The 17,902-nt window shown below is 66.7% G+C and carries 13 protein-coding genes; 5 read left to right on the forward strand and 8 right to left on the reverse strand.

What is annotated here, in order from left to right; genetic code table 11:
- Positions 1 to 3: 3 nt before the first annotated feature.
- From RBT42_RS04110 to RBT42_RS04120, 3 genes are all read right to left on the reverse strand, one after another.
- A complete protein-coding gene (locus tag RBT42_RS04110; protein WP_320362588.1) occupies positions 4 to 450 on the reverse strand; it encodes an Rrf2 family transcriptional regulator in 447 nt (148 codons plus the stop codon).
- 59 nt (positions 451 to 509) lie between these two features.
- Positions 510 to 1,727 carry an NO-inducible flavohemoprotein gene (hmpA, locus tag RBT42_RS04115; protein ID WP_320362589.1) on the reverse strand — a complete coding sequence of 406 codons (1,218 nt, stop codon included), beginning with the start codon at positions 1,725 to 1,727 and terminating at the stop codon, positions 510 to 512.
- A gap of 106 nt (positions 1,728 to 1,833) precedes the next feature.
- Complete coding sequence (locus RBT42_RS04120) at positions 1,834 to 2,817, reverse strand: sodium-dependent bicarbonate transport family permease (protein WP_320362590.1); 984 nt, start codon at positions 2,815 to 2,817, stop codon at positions 1,834 to 1,836.
- A gap of 241 nt (positions 2,818 to 3,058) precedes the next feature.
- Between RBT42_RS04120 and RBT42_RS04125 the strand changes: the two genes are divergently transcribed.
- Positions 3,059 to 5,266 carry a PAS domain-containing protein gene (locus RBT42_RS04125; protein WP_320362591.1) on the forward strand — a complete coding sequence of 736 codons (2,208 nt, stop codon included), beginning with the start codon at positions 3,059 to 3,061 and terminating at the stop codon, positions 5,264 to 5,266.
- A gap of 20 nt (positions 5,267 to 5,286) precedes the next feature.
- Here RBT42_RS04125 and RBT42_RS04130 read toward each other — a convergent pair whose 3' ends face one another.
- Positions 5,287 to 6,168, reverse strand: coding sequence for an SDR family oxidoreductase (locus tag RBT42_RS04130; protein WP_320362592.1), 882 nt, complete (start codon positions 6,166 to 6,168; stop codon positions 5,287 to 5,289).
- Between the two features lie 177 nt (positions 6,169 to 6,345).
- Here RBT42_RS04130 and RBT42_RS04135 point away from each other — a divergent pair, with 177 nt between their 5' ends.
- A complete protein-coding gene (locus tag RBT42_RS04135) occupies positions 6,346 to 7,500 on the forward strand; it encodes an acyl-CoA dehydrogenase family protein (protein WP_320362593.1) in 1,155 nt (384 codons plus the stop codon).
- A 119-nt stretch (positions 7,501 to 7,619) separates the two neighbouring features.
- Here RBT42_RS04135 and RBT42_RS04140 read toward each other — a convergent pair whose 3' ends face one another.
- Positions 7,620 to 8,522, reverse strand: coding sequence for a DMT family transporter (locus RBT42_RS04140; RefSeq protein WP_320362594.1), 903 nt, complete (start codon positions 8,520 to 8,522; stop codon positions 7,620 to 7,622).
- 46 nt (positions 8,523 to 8,568) lie between these two features.
- On the reverse strand, positions 8,569 to 10,863 hold the full coding sequence (locus RBT42_RS04145; RefSeq protein WP_320362595.1) for an NADP-dependent malic enzyme: 2,295 nt from the start codon (positions 10,861 to 10,863) through the stop codon (positions 8,569 to 8,571).
- 280 nt (positions 10,864 to 11,143) lie between these two features.
- On the opposite strand from RBT42_RS04145, the gene RBT42_RS04150 reads away from it, so the two are divergent.
- Both RBT42_RS04150 and epsE read left to right on the forward strand, forming a co-directional pair.
- Positions 11,144 to 13,450: an EAL domain-containing protein gene (locus RBT42_RS04150; RefSeq protein WP_320362596.1), complete on the forward strand. Its 2,307-nt coding sequence runs from the start codon at positions 11,144 to 11,146 to the stop codon at positions 13,448 to 13,450.
- A 192-nt stretch (positions 13,451 to 13,642) separates the two neighbouring features.
- Positions 13,643 to 14,458 carry a polysaccharide export protein EpsE gene (epsE, locus tag RBT42_RS04155; protein WP_320362597.1) on the forward strand — a complete coding sequence of 272 codons (816 nt, stop codon included), beginning with the start codon at positions 13,643 to 13,645 and terminating at the stop codon, positions 14,456 to 14,458.
- 60 nt (positions 14,459 to 14,518) lie between these two features.
- Here the strand turns inward: epsE and RBT42_RS04160 are convergent, their stop codons facing one another.
- Both RBT42_RS04160 and RBT42_RS04165 read right to left on the reverse strand, forming a co-directional pair.
- The gene (locus RBT42_RS04160) at positions 14,519 to 15,784 is read right to left on the reverse strand and encodes an RsmB/NOP family class I SAM-dependent RNA methyltransferase (RefSeq protein ID WP_320362598.1); all 1,266 of its coding nucleotides are present in this window, start codon (positions 15,782 to 15,784) and stop codon (positions 14,519 to 14,521) included.
- The gene (locus RBT42_RS04165; protein WP_320362599.1) at positions 15,738 to 16,865 is read right to left on the reverse strand and encodes a sterol desaturase family protein; all 1,128 of its coding nucleotides are present in this window, start codon (positions 16,863 to 16,865) and stop codon (positions 15,738 to 15,740) included. The genes RBT42_RS04160 and RBT42_RS04165 overlap by 47 nt, the downstream gene beginning before the upstream one ends.
- Positions 16,866 to 16,892: 27 nt before the next feature.
- Between RBT42_RS04165 and RBT42_RS04170 the strand changes: the two genes are divergently transcribed.
- Positions 16,893 to 17,897, forward strand: coding sequence for an AraC family transcriptional regulator (locus RBT42_RS04170; protein ID WP_320362600.1), 1,005 nt, complete (start codon positions 16,893 to 16,895; stop codon positions 17,895 to 17,897).
- Positions 17,898 to 17,902 lie beyond the last annotated feature (5 nt).

Here is a 17,902-nt window from a genome sequence, read left to right on the forward strand (position 1 = left end):
AGCTCAGGCCTGGGGGCGCCATTGGTGCAGCATCACGATCACCTCGTGGGTGGGTGAGGCCGTGGCGTCAGCCAGTGTGTACTCGTCCAGCACGTCGAAGAAGGCGACCAGCGCCTTGTCGAGCAGCCCCTTGAGCTGACAGCGCCCGCGCAGACTGCAAGGCGGCTCGGCGCAGTCGATCAACTCGGTGGCCCCTTCCAGGATCCGGGTGAGCGTGCCGAGCCGGTAGGCATCAGGCGCTTGCGCCAGGGCCAGTCCGCCCCCTTTGCCGCGCGTGGTCAGCAGCCAGCCTTGTTGCCCCATGAAGTGCACGACCTTGACCAGGTGGTTGCGCGACACATCGAAACGCTCGGCGATCTCGCTGATGGTCACGGGAGGGCGGTGCGGCTCGGGGTGGCTGAGGTACATCAACACACGCAAGCCCAGGTCGGTGAAGTGCGTCAGCTGCATGACAGGCGAAGGGGGGAGCGATCAAGGCAGACAGCATAAGCTGCCTGCCCGGATCTGGCTCAGGCAGCCACGCCGCCGGTGCCAAAGGCTTCGACGTGGATGCGTTCGGCGGCCACACCCAGCTCCAGCAAATGAGCGCGCTGTGCCTGCATGAAGGGCTCCGGGCCACACAGGTAGCAGTCGGCATCGGCCGGCAGCGCTGCACGGCTCAAGGCCGCCTTGTCGATCCGGCCTTCGTGGTGGAAGTCCTGCCCCATGCGATCCTGGGCCCGCGGGAACTCGTAGTGCACCACGCTGCGCAGGCGCGGGTGCTCGGCCGTCAGGTTGGCCACGTGCTCGCGGAAGGCGTGCACGCCACCGTGGCGGCAGGCATGGAGGAAGTGAATCTCACGCTGGCTGCCTTGGTAGATCAGGTGATCGAGCATGGCCAGCATGGGAGTGATGCCCACGCCAGCGCTCAGGAGCACCACCGGCGTGTCGCGGTCTTCGTGCAGCACAAACTCGCCCATCGGCGGCGCCAGCTCGATCACGTCACCGACCTGGATCTGGTCGTGCAGCAGGTTGGACACCATGCCCGCCGGGCTGCCGTCCTGCTCCGCTTCGCGCTTGACCGAGATGCGCAGGCTGCTGCCCCCCGGTGCGGCCGACAGGCTGTACTGACGCGGTTGCATGATGCCCAGCGCCGGCACGAAGACGCGCACCGAGGTGTATTGCCCAGGCTGGTAATGCACGGTGCCGCCGCCATCGGCCGGCGTCAGGTGCAAGGATGTGATCTCGTCACTTTCCTGCACCTTGCGTTTGACCTTGAAGCCACGCCAGCCGCTCCACCCGTTCGGCTGCGAGGCGGCTTGTTCGTACAGGCTCTTTTCCTGGGCAATCAGCAGGTCGGCGAGCTGGCCATAGGCGGCCGCCCAGGCATCGATCAGTGCATCGGTGGCGGCCTCGCCCAACACCTCGCGGATCGATGCCAGCAGGTGCTTGCCGACGATGGGGTAGTGCTCAGGACGGATACCCAGGCTGGCATGCTTGTTGGCGACCAGGGTGAGGACCGGGGCCAGCATCGAGGGGTTCTCGATGTGCTCGGCGTAGGCCGCCACAGCCATGGCCAGGGCCTGCTGCTGCGCGCCGGCCTGCTGGTGGCCCTGGTTGAAGATGGGCTTGAGCTCCGGGTTGTGCGTGAACATGCGGGCGTAGAAGTGACGGGTCAGTGTCACCCCATGTTCTTTCAGGATCGGGGCGGTGGCTTTGACAAGGTCTCGGGTGGTCTGGTCGAGCATGTGGGAACTTTCGTCGGCGTGTCAGCTTAAAAGTGCATTGTAAATACATCTTTAAGCGCGCAGGGGGAAAGAACCCATGGCGAGTCATGTCAAAACGTGTGGCCCGTCAGCTCAAGACGCGGTGGGCCACGCCCACATACATCGGGATCCCCACCAGGATGTTGAACGGGAAGGTCAGCCCCAGCGACATGCCGATGTACAGCGAGGGGTTGGCTTCGGGGATCGCATGGCGCACCACCGCCGGCACGGCGATGTAGGACGCACTGGCCGCCAGCACCATCAGCAGGGCACCGTTGCCTGCCGGGATGTCGAGCAGCACACACAGGCCCAGGGCCAGCCCCGCATGGAACAACGGGCCGATCAGGCCATAGGCCAGCAGCCAGGGGGACTTGCCTTTGAGTTCGCCCATGTTGCGCGCGGCGTTCAGGCCCATGTCCAGCAGGAAGAAGGCCAGCATGCCCTTGAACAGGTCGCCCGCAAACGGCTGCATCGCGTCGTGGCCCGACTGCCCGGTCACGATGCCGATCACCATCGCGCCCAGCAGCACCAACTGCGCCCCGTCGGTCACCGACTCGTGCAGGATGCGACCCAGCGGCGTGTTGCGCACCGTGCGCGACTCGGCGGCCAGCGACTGCTCCTTCTCGCGCTGGCGCACCATGTTGGCCAGCAGCACCGCCATGATGATGGCCGGTGACTCCATCAAGGCCATGGCCGCCGCCATGTGCCCGCCGTAGGGCAGGTTGTGGTTGTCCAGGTACTGCACCGTGGTGATGAAGGTCACCGCGCTGACCGAGCCATACGTGGCTGCGATCGCGGCCGCGTCATAGCCGCTCAGGAAGCGCTTGAGCAGGTGATAGCCCAGCAGCGGCACCACGGTGGCCAGCAGCAGCGCACAGCCCAGGCTCACCGCCACGTCCATCGTCAGGCCCGACTGGTGCAGCGCAAAGCCGCCCTTCAGGCCCAGAGCCATCAACAGATAGAGGGAGAGGAAGCGTGCGATCTGCGGGGGGATCTCCAGGTTGGAGCGCAGGGCACCGGCCAGCAGGCCAAACACGAAAAACAGGATCGCCGGGTCGAGGAAACTTTGCATGAGGTGAGCATCGGTCACACCACAATGCCGGACAAACCCTGGGTGGCGACCGGGCATCAACTCTAGCAGTCCGGCTCTCCCGACGCTGAGGTGCCGCGGCAAAGGCGGGGTTCGGCTCAGGGTCATGAGGGGCGCGGTGCCGCCCGGTTCAGTGACATCTTCCCCACATTGGTGCGGCCTGCGATCCGCTCAGGGGTTTTCGAGACAAGACGGCAGGCGTGTTCTGCGCGACAGTGGGAGTATGTTTTCGGATTTACCTTGGTGGCTGATCAACACGGTGGTCGCCGTGTTGCTCCTGGCGCTGGGCGGCACCCTTGCCCTGTGGGGCCTGACCTGGCAGGCGCGCGCGCGACAGCGCATCAGAGCCCTGGAGGACCGCCGCATCCTCTTGCAGAACCTGGTGCACAACATCCCGGACCTGGTCTGGCTCAAGGACCCGGATGGCGTCTACCTCGCCTGCAACGCACCGTTCGAGCGCTTCTTCGGGGCCGTCGAAGCCGACATCGTGGGCAAGACCGACGCCGACTTTGTCTCGCCCGAACAGGCCGCCCTGTTCCGCGAGAACGACTTCCTGGCCATGAGCTCGGGCCAGCCGCATACCAACGAGGAGTGGATCACCTTCGCCGGCAGCACCGAGCCCCGCCTGGTTGAAACGATCAAGAGCCCCATGCTCGACGCGCATGGCGAGGTCATCGGTGTGCTGGGCGTCGCCCGCGACATCACCGAGCGCGAGAAGGCGGCGCAAGAACTCCAGCGCCTGCGTCACCACCTCACCGAACTGGTGGACGAGCGCACCCGCCAGCTGGCCGACCTGGCCGAGTCGCTGCGCCGGGCCCATGCCGAACAGAAGACCATTGTCGACGCCGTGCCCGTGGGCATTGGCCTGCTCAAGGACCGCCACGTGGTCTACTGCAACCAGCGGCTCGAGCAGATGTTCGGCTTTGCGCCGGGCGGCATGATCGGGCGTTCCACCCGCGTCTGGTACCCCGACGATGCCGGCTACGAAGCCGGCGGCCGCAAGGTCTACGAGATCTTGCAGCGCGGCGAACTGCACTGGCGCGACGAGCAACTGATGCGACAGGACGGCAGCCTGTTTTGGGCGCGCATCACCGCCCGCCTGATCGATCCGCAGGACCCCGCCAAGGGCGTGCTGGGCATCATGGAAGACATCAGCGTCGAGCGGGCCACGATCGAGGCCCTGCGTGAGGCCAAGGAGGCGGCCGAGGCCACCACCCGTCTCAAATCGGCCTTTCTGGCCAACATGAGCCACGAGATCCGCACCCCGATGAACGCCATCATCGGGCTCACCCACCTGGCCCTGGACACCGCGCTCGACGACACCCAGCGCGACTACCTGCAAAAGATCCAGGGTGCCAGCCAGCACCTGCTGGGTATCGTCAACGACGTGCTGGACCTCTCCAAGGTCGAGTCGGGCAAGTTGCAGCTGGAGCGCTTGCGGGTGGACGTCGCCCAGATCCTGCGCGGTGTGCATGCGCAACTCATCGACAAGGCCCAGGCCAAGGGCCTGGCCCTGCAGTTGCACCTCGATCCGGATCTGCCGGCCGACCTCATGGGGGACGGCCTGCGCATCGGCCAGGTGCTGCTCAATTTCGGCAGCAACGCGGTCAAGTTCACCGAGCAAGGCCGCATTGACCTGAGCGTGCAGGTGCAGGCTCGCACCGACCGCGACGTGGCCCTGCGCTTCGAGGTGCGCGACACCGGCATCGGGTTGACCGAGGCGGAGCAGGTCCAGCTCTTTCAGAGCTTCCAGCAGGCCGACGTCTCCACCACCCGCCAGTACGGCGGCACGGGTCTGGGACTGGCCATCTCTCGGCACCTGGCCGAACAGATGGGCGGGGCTGTGGGGGTGAGCAGCCGGCCCGGGCAGGGCAGCGTCTTCTGGTTCACGCTGCGACTGGAGCATGCCGACGCCGCCGAGCGCGACTCGCCCCCTGTGGCACCCGAGCAGGCCGAGGCCCATGGGCTCACGTCGGGCGTGTCACGGCTGCCCGCGCCCACGTCCCTGAGCGAGGCGCGCGAGGCCTTGCAGGCGCTGTATGGCACCCGGGTGCTGGTCGTCGAAGACAACGAACTCAACCGCCTGCTGGCCGGCGAGTTGCTGCGCGGCGTGGGCCTGACGGTGGACTTCGCCCACAACGGCCGCCAGGCCGTCGACCGGTTGGCGCAGATGGAAGCCGACACCGATCCCGACTACAGCCTGGTGTTCATGGACATGCAGATGCCGGTGATGGATGGCCTGGAGGCCACCCGCCTGATCCGTCAACTGCCGGGACGCGAACGCCTGCCCATCGTGGCAATGACCGCCAATGCGATGGTCGAAGACAGCCAACGTTGCCTGGCGGCTGGCATGAACGACTACATCTCCAAGCCCTTCAGCCCGGAAGCCCTGTGGGCCTTGCTGCAGCGCTGGCTGACGCCCCGGGCCTGAACTCGTCCGGCCCACCGCCTTCACAGGCCTTGCAGCACCTTGGGTGTGGTGGCGCGGTGGAAGCCGTTGAAGCTGGGCGCCGGTTCGTGCGGCGCCTTGGGCCACACCGGATTGTTCACGCCCGCACCGCCATCGATCGCCACCGTCACGCCGGTCACGAAGGCCGCACCGGGACTCAGCAAGAAGCAGATGACCGCGCTGATCTCGGCCTCCAGGCCCAGGCGGCGCATCGGCAGGTTGTCCTTCAGGCTCAGAATCATCGGCGCCATGGCCGGGCCGTACGAGTCCATGCCGCTGGAGGCCACCCAGCCCGGCGCCACCGCATTCACCCGCACATGGGCGCGCGCCCATTCGAAGGCCGCCGTCTTGGTCAGGTTGACCATGCCCGCGCGCGCCGCACCGGAGTGCGCCATGCCCGCCATGCCATTCCACATGTCGGCCGCCATGTTCACGATGGCGCCGCCGCCGTGCTTGCTCAGCGACTGGTTGAACACCTCGCGCGCCATCAGGAAGCCACCGGTGAGGTTGTTGGCCACCACCGCCTCGAAGCCGCGCTTGGAGATCATCTCCATCGGTGCCGGGAACTGCCCGCCCGCGTTGTTGACCAGGCCGTGGATGCGGCCGTGCGTCTCGACGATGCGCGCCACCGCTGCCTTCACCTGGTCCTCGTCGCGGATGTCGAAAGCCGCGGTGTCGACCTGCCCGCCGTCTTCGCGGATCTCGGCGGCCACCTTGTCGAGCTTTTCCTGCGTGCGCCCGGTGATCACCACCGTGGCGCCCAGTGCGGCCAACTCATGTGCCACACAGCGCCCAATGCCACTGCCACCGCCGGTGATCACATGGATCTGACCCTGAAACAGGCCGGGGCGGAAGATGCTGTCGTAATGCGAGGAAGGGGTCATGGCGTGGGGAGAGCAGACAAGAGGTGAGGCCACTCTAAACTTGGGTGACGCTTGCGTCAATCAATGGCCATTAAGGTTAACTACCGATGGTCATCCCGCATCGGCCTCACTACGCTGTCCATTCTGAACGGCCTGGTGCCGCTTCTGCCCTCTTGCCCGCATTCATCCGAGGCCGCCATGTCCGACGCTGTGTACCCTAGCTACTTCAACGAGACGCACCAGATGGCCCGCGCCACGGCGCGCCGCTTCATCGAGCAAGAGGTCAAGCCCCACATCGCCGAGTGGGAAGAGGCGGGCACCTTCCCGCGCGAGCTCTACAAGAAGGCGGGCGATCTGGGCCTGCTGGGCATCGGTCACCCGCAGCGCCTGGGCGGTGCCGGGGAAGACGATGTCTTCCTCAAGGTCGCCGTCAGCGAAGAGCTGATGCGCAGCACCTCGGGTGGCCTGGTCGCCAGCCTGGGCTCGCTCGACATCGGCCTGCCCCCGGTGTGGCGCGGCGGCTCGCCGGAGCTGCAGCAACGTGTGGTGCCCGGCGTCATCGCGGGCGACAAGATCATTTCGTTGGCCATCACCGAGGCCAGTGGCGGCTCTGACGTGGCCAACCTGCGCACCCGCGCCGTGCGCGACGGCGACCACTACATCGTCAACGGCTCCAAGACCTTCATCACCTCCGGCACCCGCGCCGACTACTACACCGTGGCGGTGCGCACGGGGGGCGAAGGTTTCAGTGGCGTCTCGCTGCTGCTGATCGAGAAGGACACGCCGGGCTTCAGCGTGGGCCGCAATCTTAAGAAGATGGGCTGGTGGGCCTCGGACACGGCCGAGCTGTTCTTCGAAGACTGCCGCGTGCCGGTCGCCAACCTGATCGGCCCGGAAAACGCCGGCTTCATGTTCATCATGGCCAACTTTCAGGCCGAGCGCCTGTCGCTGGCCATCATGGCCTACATGACCGCGCAGATGGCGCTGGAAGCCTGTCTGGACTACGTCAAGGACCGCGTCACCTTCGGCAAGCCGCTGAGCAAGCACCAGGTCATCCGCCACAAGCTCGCCGAGATGGCGACCCGGGTGGACGTGGCCCGCGAGTACAGCTACCGCGTGGCCGCCCGCATGCAGGCCGGCCAGCCCGCCATCAATGAGGTGTGCATGGCCAAGAACTTCGCCACCGATGTGGCCGACTACGTGACCCACGAGGCGGTGCAGATCTTCGGTGGCATGGGCTATATGCGCGAATCGGTGGTCGAGCGCCTCTACCGCGACAACCGCATCCTGTCGATCGGCGGGGGCACGCACGAGATCATGAACGAGATCATCGTCAAGCAACTGGGACTGTGAGCCGGGCCCAGAACTACGACGTCCTGAGACTTGGGGGGCTCTGGCCGTGATCCGCGGTCAGAGACAGGTTGGGCCCCGCACGCAGGTGCGGGGCCTTTTTTTTCAGCCCGACTTCTGCTTCAGCGCCGATGCTGCGGCAAAGGCCGTGCCGCCAGGTAAGCGCCGCCTGACACCAGCACCAGCCCGCCGATCAGCCACCCTGTCAGCGGCTCGCCCAGCAGCGGCACGGCCGCCAGGCCCACCACCACCGGTACGACGGCCACGATGGCCCCGGTGCGCTCCGGCCCCAGAATCGAGATGGCCCGCAGGAACAGCAGCATGGCCACGATGGTCGTGATCACCCCCTGGTACACCGCCTGCAAGGCCAGCATCGACCAGGATGCCGCCTCCAGGTTTTTGGGCAGCCACAGCAGGTAGATCGGGATGTAGATCAAGGCCGAGGCCACCGCCAGAAAGCGCGTCAGCACCCACACGTCGAACACCCACTTGCGCACCATCACGCTGTAGGTGGCCCAGGCCAGCGAGGCGCACACCAGCAGCACATCGCCTTGCAGCGTGCTGGTGCCGGCAGCCTGGCTGCCCAGCACCTGCGGGCCGGCCACACAACTCACGCCCAGCGCAATCGCCAGCAGCCCCCACAGCCGTTCGCGGGCCGGGCGTGCGCCCAGGATCCACCACGCCAGCATCGTGATGATGAAGGGCTGCAGCCCCGACAGAAAGATGCCACCGTGGGCCGCCGGCGCACGGGAGAGCCCCGCGTACACCAGGCTCAGAAACAGCAATCCGCCCGTCAGCGACAGACCCCACAGGCGTGGGTTGCGCCAGGTGCCGGGCGGCATCTTGAAGCAAAAGGGCAGCAGCACCAGGGCCGCGGTGCCCAAGCGCAAGGCCACCACGTCCCAGCTGGTCAGGGCATGCTGGCCAGCCACACGGGCCAGCAGCATGAAGCCCGCCCAGATCAGGGCGGTGGCCAGGGCAGCGAGGTAGCCCTGCAGGGCCGAGGGGCGAGAGGGGAGGTTCATGGGTGCCGCCAGTCTAGCGTGCGGCACCCCCTGTCACCGGCGCGGCTTACTTGTTGCCGTGCGCCACGGCCACCGCCGTCATGTTCACGATGCGGCGCACCGTGGCCGACGGGTTGAGGATGTGCACCGGGGCCGCGGCACCCAGCAGGATCGGGCCCACCGTGATGCCGTTGCCACCGGTCATCTTCAGCACGTTGAACAGGATGTTGGCCGCATCCAGGTTCGGGCAGATGAGGATGTTGGCCGTGCCGTCCAGCGTGGTCTCGGGCAGCAGCTTGCTGCGCACCGCTTCGCTCAGCGCGGCATCGCCCTGCATCTCGCCATCGGCAGGGATGTGGGGCATGCGGGCGACGAAGATGTCGCGGGCCTGGCGCATCTTCTTGGCCGACGGGCGGTTGCTGGAGCCGAACATCGAGTGCGACAGGAAGGCCACGCGCGGGGGCAGGCCAAAGCGCTGCACCTCTTCCACCGCCATCATGGCGATGTCGGCCAGCTGTTCGGCCGTCGGGTCTTCGTTGACGAAGGTGTCGGCGATGAACAGGTTGTGGTTGTCCAGGATCAGCGCATTCAAGGCGGCCAGGCCTTGCGCCCCTTCGCGCACCCCGATCACGTCACGGATGTGTTCGAGGTGGGCATCGTAGCGGCCGATCACGCCGCACAGCATGCCGTCGGCGTCACCCATCTTCACCAACAGCGTGGCGATCAGCGAGTTGGAGCGGCGCACGACCACCTTGGCCAAGTCGGGCGAGATGCCGTCGCGGGCCTTGATCTTGTGATACGCCTCGTAGTACTGCTTGAAGCGCTCGTCCTTGGCCGGGTTGACGATCTCGCAGTTGTCGCCCGGGACCAGACGCAGGCCGGCGCGCTCGATGCGGGCCAGGATGATGTCGGGGCGGCCCACCAGGATGGGTTGGGCAATGCCTTCGTCCACGGCAACCTGGGCGGCACGCAGCACGCGCTCGTCTTCCCCTTCCGCGTAGGCGATGCGCTTGGGCGCGGCCTTGGCGCCGAGGAACAGCGGGCGCATGAACAGGCCCGTGTTCGTCACGAACTGGGTCAGCGAGTCGCGGTAGGCCTTCAGGTCGGTGATCGGACGGGTGGCCACGCCCGAGGCGGCGGCGGCCTCGGCCACGGCCGGGGCAATGCGCAAGATCAGGCGCGAGTCAAATGGCGTGGGGATCAGGTAGTCAGGGCCGAAGCGCAACTCGACGCCCGGGTAGGCGGCGGCCACTTCGTCCGAGATCTCGGCCTTGGCCAGATCGGCGATCTGGCGCACGCAGGCCAGCTTCATCGCTTCGGTGATCTTGGTGGCGCCGCAGTCGAGCGCGCCACGGAAGATGTAGGGGAAGCACAGGACGTTGTTGACCTGGTTCGGGTAGTCGGAGCGGCCGGTGGCGATGATGCAGTCCGGGCGCGCAGCCTTGGCGATCTCGGGGCGGATTTCCGGCTCGGGGTTGGCCAGCGCCAGGATCAGCGGCTTGTCGGCCATGGTCTTGAGCATGTCGGCCGTGAGCACGCCGGGGGCCGAGCAGCCCAGGAACACGTCGGCACCGTTGACCGCATCGGCCAGGGTGCGCGCGGTGGTGGTCTGCTGGTAGCGCTGCTTGGAGGCATCGAGCTTGTCGGTGCGCTCGTGATGGATCACGCCCTTGGAGTCGCACACGAAGACGTTTTCGCGCTTGACGCCCAGGCCCACCATTACGTCCAGACAGGCAATCGCCGCGGCACCGGCGCCGGAGACGGCCACCTTCACCTGGTCAATCTGCTTGCCCACCAGTTCCAGGCCGTTCAGCAGGGCGGCGCTCGAGATGATGGCCGTGCCGTGCTGGTCGTCGTGGAAGACGGGGATGTTCATGCGGGCGCTGAGTTCACGCTCGATGTAGAAGCATTCGGGCGCCTTGATGTCTTCGAGGTTGATGCCGCCCAGCGTGGGCTCCAGCGCGGCGATGATCTCGATGAGCTTGTCCGGGTCGCGCTCGGCCAGTTCGATGTCGAACACGTCGACGCCGGCGAACTTCTTGAACAGGCAGCCCTTGCCTTCCATCACTGGCTTGGAGGCCAGCGGTCCGATGTCGCCCAGGCCCAGTACGGCAGTGCCGTTGGTGATCACGGCGACCAGGTTGCCGCGCGAGGTGAAGTCGAACGCCTTGCTCGGGTCTTTCTCGATGGCCAGACAGGGGTAGGCCACGCCGGGCGAGTAGGCCAGGGCCAGGTCACGCTGGTTGGACAGCGGCTTGGTGGGGGTCACCGAGATCTTGCCGCGGGTCGGCAGGCGGTGGTATTCGTTGGCGGCGTCGCGCAGGGACTGTTCGGCGTCGGACAAGGGCTTATCAGAACTCATGATCGTCTATTTCACGCGGAGGGGGCAACGATGGTACGACATCTGTCAACTTCTGCCCGGTGACACAGGGGGCTCCACCTGACCTGACTTGGGGGGGGAGGCCCCCGATTTACCGAAAATCCCGTGCTGAAATCGCATTTGCAAGCGCGCCAGGCCGCGAAGTGTGGATTTATCGGGTTACGCTGAACGCCTGTATAGGGCTTGAATGGCTGGGATGTACCAAGCGCACGATTCCGGAAAACAGCAGGGGCCAAAAGGCTGGGCGCAGTGGCGTCATGACGTGGTCCCCGACGAAACGGTCGATGGGCCGTTGGCTGCCCATTTCCGTGCCCGTCAGATCAAGGCCCTGCTGCGCATGCTGCCCTTGGTCACGGCGGGCAATGCGGTCAACGTCATGGGCATCTCCTGGGTGTTCTGGGGACGTCTGCCGCATCTGATCCTGGCGCTGTGGAGCTTTGCGGTGGTGCTGTCCTTGCCGGTGGCTGCTGTGTGGTGGCGGCGCCTGATCAAGTCAGCTCCCCGCCCGGTGGCCTCGCGAGGGGCCACCCGGCTCGTCATGGCGCAGGTCATCTGGTTCGCGGTCTTGTGGGTGGTGATGCCCGCCCTGGTGTTCCCCGAAGCCGATCACGCCGGCTCCTTGCTGATCGCGGCCGTGGTGGTGGGCACCATCTGTGGCGGCGCCTTTCTGCTCAGTCCCATGGTGCCGGTGGCGTGGGCCTTTGTCTTGACCCTGTCCATCGCCAGCATCGTGGGGCTGGGGCGCTCCAATGTGGCTGACAACACCACCTTGCTGGCGCTGCTGTTCGTCTACGCCGTGATCATGTGTGCCGTGAGTTATTCGAGCGGCAAGGTGTTCGTCAGCCGTCTGCGTGCCGAGGCCGAAACCGATCGTCAAAAACAGCTGATCGACCTCTTGCTGCGCGACTTCGAGGAGCACGCTTCCGACTGGTTGTGGGAGGTCTCGCCCACGGGGCACCTGCGCCATGTGTCGGGCCGCCTGTCCGAGTCGTTCGGGCTGCCGCCCAAGCAGTTGCTGCAGCAGTCCTTCACCGAGCTGCTGGCCATGATGGTGCCGCCCGATGACGAGGAAGCCGCCGAGGCCCTCAGCCGGCTCACCACCTGTCTGCGCATGGGTCAGCCTTTCCGAGATCTGGAGATCCCGGTCGAGGTGGCGCACGACATCCACTGGTGGTCGCTGTCGGCCAAGCCCCTGTACGACGACAAGGGTCGGGCGGCAGGCTGGCGCGGCGTCGGCTCTGACATCACCCACACCCGTCAGGCGCGCGACGAGCTGGCCCGTCTGGCCAACTACGATGCGCTCACCGGCCTGGCCAATCGCCACCGCTTCAGCACCGAGCTCGAACGCCTCAAGGCCGCGCCCGATGCCGAGCCGCGGCCGTGCGCGCTGCTGTTCCTGGACCTGGACAATTTCAAGCACATCAACGATTCGCTCGGCCACAGCGTGGGTGACCAGCTGCTGCGTCGCGTGGGCGGGCGCTTGAAGACCATCCTGGCCGATGGCGACCTGCTGGCCCGCCTGGGTGGCGACGAATTCGCCCTGCTGACCTGGCGCTACACCAGTCCCAAGAAGTCCGGGGCGCTGGCCGAGCGCCTGCTGAACCTGCTCAATGAGCCCATCCAGCTCGACGACGTGCTGGTGGAAGTGCGCGCCAGCGTGGGCGTGGCCCTGGCCCCGCGCGACGGGCGCGATCCCCAGTCCTTGCTGCAGTGCGCCGACCTGGCGCTGTATGCGGCCAAGGCGGCGGGGCGCAACACCTACCGCTTCTTCGACGTCGGCCTGGCCGACAGTGCCCGGGCGCGGGTGCGGCTGCAAAGCGAGCTGGGGCAGGCCCTGGCCGCCGAGCAGTTTCAGCTTTATTTCCAGCCGCAAATGCACCTGGACAGTGGCGAGGTCATCGGCTTCGAGGCCCTGGTGCGCTGGCAGCACTCCGAGCGCGGCCTGATCGGCCCGGGCGAGTTCATTCCCGTGGCCGAGGAAACCGGCCAGATCGTGCCCCTGGGCAACTGGGTGCTGCGCGAGGCCTGTCTGGCCGCCGCCCAGTGGCCCGAGGAGTTGCGCGTGGCGGTCAACCTGTCGGCAGTGCAGTTCCGCAGCTCCTCGGTGCTCGACCTGGTGGACGAGGCCCTGTACCAGAGCGGCCTGGCCCCCGAGCGTCTGGAGTTGGAGATCACCGAGTCGGCCCTGATCGAGGACCACGACGGCGCCCAGGCCACGCTGATGGCGCTGCGCGCGCGCGGCGTGCGTGTGGCGATGGACGACTTTGGCACCGGCTATTCCTCGCTGGCTTACCTGCGGCGCTTCCCGCTCGACAAGCTCAAGATCGACGGCATGTTCGTGCGCTCGCTCGACAGCGATCAGGACGCCCAGGCGGTGGTCACGGCCATCATCACGCTGGCCCAGGCCCTGCGTCTGGACATCACCGCCGAAGGGGTGGAAACCGCCGAGCAGCTGGTCATGCTGCGCGCGCTGGGTTGCGGCGACGTGCAGGGCTTCCTGATCTCGCGCCCCATGCCGGGCCACGAGGTGGCGGCCTACCTGGACCGCACCAACATGAGCATGGCCTGAGGCGCCGGCGTGTGTGCTGCTCCGTCAGGGATCAGCTCGTTGACAGGCCTCTGGCATCAGGGAAAGCGAGAACCCCGACTCGTGGTGTCCCCGGGGCTTTGACGTGTTTTCGCCCAAGTGCCGCTGCTACATTGGGGCGCTACGGGGTGTCCCGGCAGGGCCGCCCCGATCTGTTGATGCGAGGACCATGTGATGACGAGACTGCGTGATGTGCTGAAGTGGCTGATGGCCACGATGCTGATGGCCCTGAGCCTGGGCGCCTGGGCCGCTGAAGAGGGTGGCGCCTATGTGCTGGGGGCTGGCGACCAGATCCGGGTGACGGTGTACCAGAACCCCGACCTGCTGGTCGAGACCCGCATCCCCGAAGGCGGGGTCATTTCCTTCCCTTTGCTGGGCAGCGTGCAGATCGGCGGCTTGACGGTGGCCGAGGCCGAAACCAAGATCGCCGCTGGCTTGAAAGACGGCAATTTCCTCAAGAAGCCCCAGGTTGCCATCCTGGTGATCGCGGTCAAGGCCAACCAGGTCTCGGTGCTGGGGCAGGTCAACCGGCCCGGCCGCTATCCGCTGGAGGCCGGCAACTCGCGTCTGAGCGAGGTGCTGGCCTTGGCGGGTGGCATCATGCCGGGCGTGGGCTCGGACATCGTGGTGGTGTCGGGCGTGCGCAATGGCGACCCCTTCCGCATGGAAATCGACTTCCCCAAGGTGTTCGCCTCGCAGGGCACGGAAGAGGACATGCAATTGCAAAACGGCGACACCATCTGGGTGGACCGCGCGCCGCAGATCTATGTGTACGGTGAAGTGCAGCGTCCCGGCGCCCAGGTGCTGGTGCGTGACACCACCGTGCTGCAGGCGCTGGCCACCGCCGGGGGCCTGACCCTGCGCGGCACCGAGCGAGGGATCAAGGTGCACCGCCGCGATGCGTCGGGCCAGGTCAAGATCATCGAGCCGGGCATGAACGACAAGTTGCAGCCGGCCGACATCATCTACATCAAGGAAAGCCTGTTCTGATCGGCGCTTTGCCGCGCTGACCGACATCAAGGCCTGAGGTGACTCAGGCCTTTTTCATGGTCAGGCCTTTCTTTCCCACGCCACGGCATAGAAGCCGTCGGTGGCGTGGCGGTGCGGCCACAGGCGCACATGGCCGGCTGGGGTCACCAGCGACTCGGCCTGCGCCACGCCCATCTTCTCGAGCTGTTCGCGGGCGTCCAGCTGCACGAAGTCGGGGTGGCTTTCGCTGAAGGCGTTGGCGATGACCTCGTTCTCGGCCGGCATCAGGCTGCAGGTGGCGTACACCAGGCGGCCGCCCGGTTTGAGCAGGCGCGCCGCGCTGTTCAGGATGGCCGTTTGCTTGGCCTGCAGCTCTTCCACGGCCTTGGGGCTTTGACGCCACTTCAGGTCGGGGTTGCGGCGCAGGGTGCCCAGGCCCGAGCAGGGCGCGTCCACCAGCACGCGGTCGATCTTGCCGCGCAGGCGCTTGATGCGGTCGTCGTTTTCGTGGGCGATCTGGGTCGAGTACACGTTCGACAGGCCGCTGCGGGCCAGGCGCGGCTTGAGGTTCTCCAGGCGGTGGCCCGAAATGTCAAAAGCGTAGAGGCGACCGGTGTTGCGCATCATCGCGCCCAGGGCCAGGGTCTTGCCACCGGCGCCGGCACAGAAGTCCACCACCATTTCGCCGCGCTTGGCACCGGTCAGCAGGGCCAGCAGCTGGCTGCCTTCGTCCTGCACTTCCACCTCGCCGCCTGTGTAGAGCGGCAGTTTTTGCAGCGCCGGCTTGCCCTGGATACGGATGCCGATGGGCGAGTAGGGCGTGGGCTCGGCGTGGATGTTGGCGGCGGCCAGGGCCTCGATCACGGCTTCGCGCTTGGTCTTGATGGCGTTGACGCGCAGGTCCAGCGGGGCGCCGGCCGAGAAGGTGGCCACCAGGGCCCAGAACTCTTCGTCGCTGAGTTGCGCGCGCAGGCTGTTGGACAGCCAGTCGGGCAGGTTGTGGCGCAACTTGTCGGGCATGGCGCTGCGGTCGACGGCCTGGGTGCGGGTCAGCCAGGTGGCCTCGTCGGCCGTCATGGCCTTTTTCAGTACATGGGGCTCACCCTGCCAGGCCAGAATGGCCAGGCGGCGCTCCATCGGGCCGTGTCCGGACTGGGCCATGTTGGCCCACAGCAGGCGCTGGCGCAGGACCGCGTAGGCGGTTTCGGCCAAGGCGTGGCGTTCACGCTGACCCAGCTCCTTGTGGCTGCTGAAGAAGTAGGAGACGATGCTGTCGGCCGGGGCGTCAAGCTTGAGCACCTCATGGACGAGCCGTGCGGTGAGGTCGAGAAGGGCGTTCGGATGCATGGGGCGGATTATCCCGGTTTCGCTCCCATTCGGGGGGCGCCCAGGCGTGTTTCAGTCGTTCGTGCCACCGACCGGGGCGGGACATGTCGCGCAGCATGGCCACCCACTCGTGTACGGTCAGCCAGATCGGGTTGTGGCTGTGCACCTGGCGCACCAGGCCGTAGTCGGGGGCTTCGGTCTCGGGCACGAAGGTGCCGAACAGGCGGTCGAACACGATCAGCGTGCCACCATAGTTCTTGTCGATGTAGCGCGGGTTGCGACCATGGTGGGCCCGGTGGTGCGAGGGCGTGTTGAAGATGAACTCGATGGGCGCGGGCAGTTTGCCAATCCACTGCGTGTGCACGAAGAACTGGTAGGCCAGGTTCAGGGACAGGGCGAACAGCACCCAGCGCGGCTCGAAACCCAGCCACACCAGCGGGGTGTAGAACAGCCAGTTGCCGGCAAAGCTGTAAAGCCAGCTCTGGCGCATGGCGGTGGTGAAGTTCATGTGCTCCGAGCCGTGGTGCACCACGTGTGCGCACCAGAACCAGCGGATGCGGTGGCTGGCCCGGTGGAAGCAGTAGTAGCAGAACTCCACGCCGAGGAACAGGGCGGCGAAGGTCCAGGGCGTGATCTCGATGGTGGTGATGCGGTGGCCGTAGACAAAGGTCATCGCGGGCAGCACCAGGGTCAGCACGATCACGACGTCGAGCAGCATGTAGACGCCTCCCAGGTTCAGGCTGTCGAGCGCGTCACGCAGTTCGTAGATGGGTTGGCCGGCTTGACGGTCACGGCGCCGGAAATGCAGCCATTCCACCAGCACGGTCAACAGGAACACAGGTGCCAGCAGCACCAGCAGCCACTCGCGCAGGTCGGAGTGGGCGAGCCAGGCGGGCAGCGCGAAGGGCAACTCAAAGTGCCAGGCAGCGAGGAGGGTGGCCAGGTCGGTCATGGTGATCAGGCGGGGGGCAATGGCCGCAGACGGCAGCAAACAGGCCTTCAGCTTGCCGCGCCAGGTCGGCGCTTTCTTGACCAATCGCGCCAAAGTGAGGCGGTGGGCATGAGGCTCGTCCCGATGGCCTGGGCGCGCAGAGGGCGGCATGATCGGAGTTGTCTTGATGGACGTCCCATGGTCGAAACCCGCGTTGCCTCGTCTTATGTTCAGCTTTTGCAGGCGTACCTGGTGGACCAGGGGCTGGACCCATGCCAGGTGCTGGGGCAGGCGCCGGACCCGGACGCGCACTTCGTGCCCATGTCGGTCTGGCAGCGCTGGCTGGCGCGGGTGGACGCGCTGGAGCAGCGTCCTGGCCTGGGGCTGCGCATTGCCGAGGGCATCGGTCCGCATCATTTCGGGGTGGTGGGCCATGTGGCCCTGGCTTGCGCCACGCTGAGCGAAGCCCTGCAGCGTCTGGAGCGCTTTCATGCCTCGGTGTATGACGCCAATCCGGCCGAGGTGCGACCCAGCCCGGACGGCGTGATCGTGGAGTGGGGCGTCGCCCGTGGGCGACCCGGTGCCCTGGTGGACGAGACCGCGATCGCGTCGTTGGTGCAGCTCGCGCGCAACCTGACCGGGCGCTACTGGCCGGTGCGCGAGGTGTGCTTCGTCAACCCAGAGCCCACGCAGATACAGCCCTATCTCGATTTCTTTGGCGGTGTCGTGCGGTTCGACGCCGCGGCCACCCGCATCGTGCTCGATGCGGCGGTGCTGAGCCTGCCCCTGCGCCAGGCCGACCCGGCCTTGCTCGCCGCGCTGGACCAGGAGGCCGAGGCCCTGCTGGCCGAGGTGTCACGGGTGCCCGCCGTGGTCGATGCCTGGCGCCGCACCCTGGTGCCCTTGATCCGCGAGGGGCGCACCACCCTGGCGGCCTTGGCCGAGGCCCATCACACCAGTGTGCGCAGCCTGCAGCGCCGGCTGGCCGAGCAGGGCACCTCGTTTCAGCAACTGCTGGACGACACCCGCCGTCACCTGGCCGAGGCCCACCTGACACACGATCGGCTGGACGTGGCCGAGATTGCCTTGCTGCTGGGCTATTCCGAGCAAAGCGCCTTCACACGGGCCTTTCGCCACTGGACGGGGCTGCCACCGGTGCAATGGCGTCGGCAGCGGCAACGCCAACTGAAGCTCAGCAACTGAGCCGC

The organism is Aquabacterium sp. (genome assembly GCF_034003525.1).
Lineage (GTDB): Bacteria > Pseudomonadota > Gammaproteobacteria > Burkholderiales > Burkholderiaceae_C > Aquabacterium.

Bases quoted from the DNA above. Each gene is read 5' to 3' on its own strand.
- RBT42_RS04140 (WP_320362594.1), bottom strand. From the start codon at position 8,522: ATGAACCTCCCCTCTCGCCCCTCGGCCCTGCAGGGCTACCTCGCTGCC.
- hmpA (WP_320362589.1), bottom strand. From the start codon at position 1,727: ATGCTCGACCAGACCACCCGAGACCTTGTCAAAGCCACCGCCCCGATC.
- RBT42_RS04165 (WP_320362599.1), bottom strand. From the start codon at position 16,865: ATGCCGCCCTCTGCGCGCCCAGGCCATCGGGACGAGCCTCATGCCCAC.
- RBT42_RS04135 (WP_320362593.1), top strand. From the start codon at position 6,346: ATGTCCGACGCTGTGTACCCTAGCTACTTCAACGAGACGCACCAGATG.
- RBT42_RS04170 (WP_320362600.1), top strand. From the start codon at position 16,893: ATGGTCGAAACCCGCGTTGCCTCGTCTTATGTTCAGCTTTTGCAGGCG.
- RBT42_RS04145 (WP_320362595.1), bottom strand. From the start codon at position 10,863: ATGAGTTCTGATAAGCCCTTGTCCGACGCCGAACAGTCCCTGCGCGAC.
- RBT42_RS04120 (WP_320362590.1), bottom strand. From the start codon at position 2,817: ATGCAAAGTTTCCTCGACCCGGCGATCCTGTTTTTCGTGTTTGGCCTG.
- RBT42_RS04110 (WP_320362588.1), bottom strand. From the start codon at position 450: ATGCAGCTGACGCACTTCACCGACCTGGGCTTGCGTGTGTTGATGTAC.
- epsE (WP_320362597.1), top strand. From the start codon at position 13,643: ATGACGAGACTGCGTGATGTGCTGAAGTGGCTGATGGCCACGATGCTG.
- RBT42_RS04130 (WP_320362592.1), bottom strand. From the start codon at position 6,168: ATGACCCCTTCCTCGCATTACGACAGCATCTTCCGCCCCGGCCTGTTT.
- RBT42_RS04125 (WP_320362591.1), top strand. From the start codon at position 3,059: ATGTTTTCGGATTTACCTTGGTGGCTGATCAACACGGTGGTCGCCGTG.
- RBT42_RS04160 (WP_320362598.1), bottom strand. From the start codon at position 15,784: ATGCATCCGAACGCCCTTCTCGACCTCACCGCACGGCTCGTCCATGAG.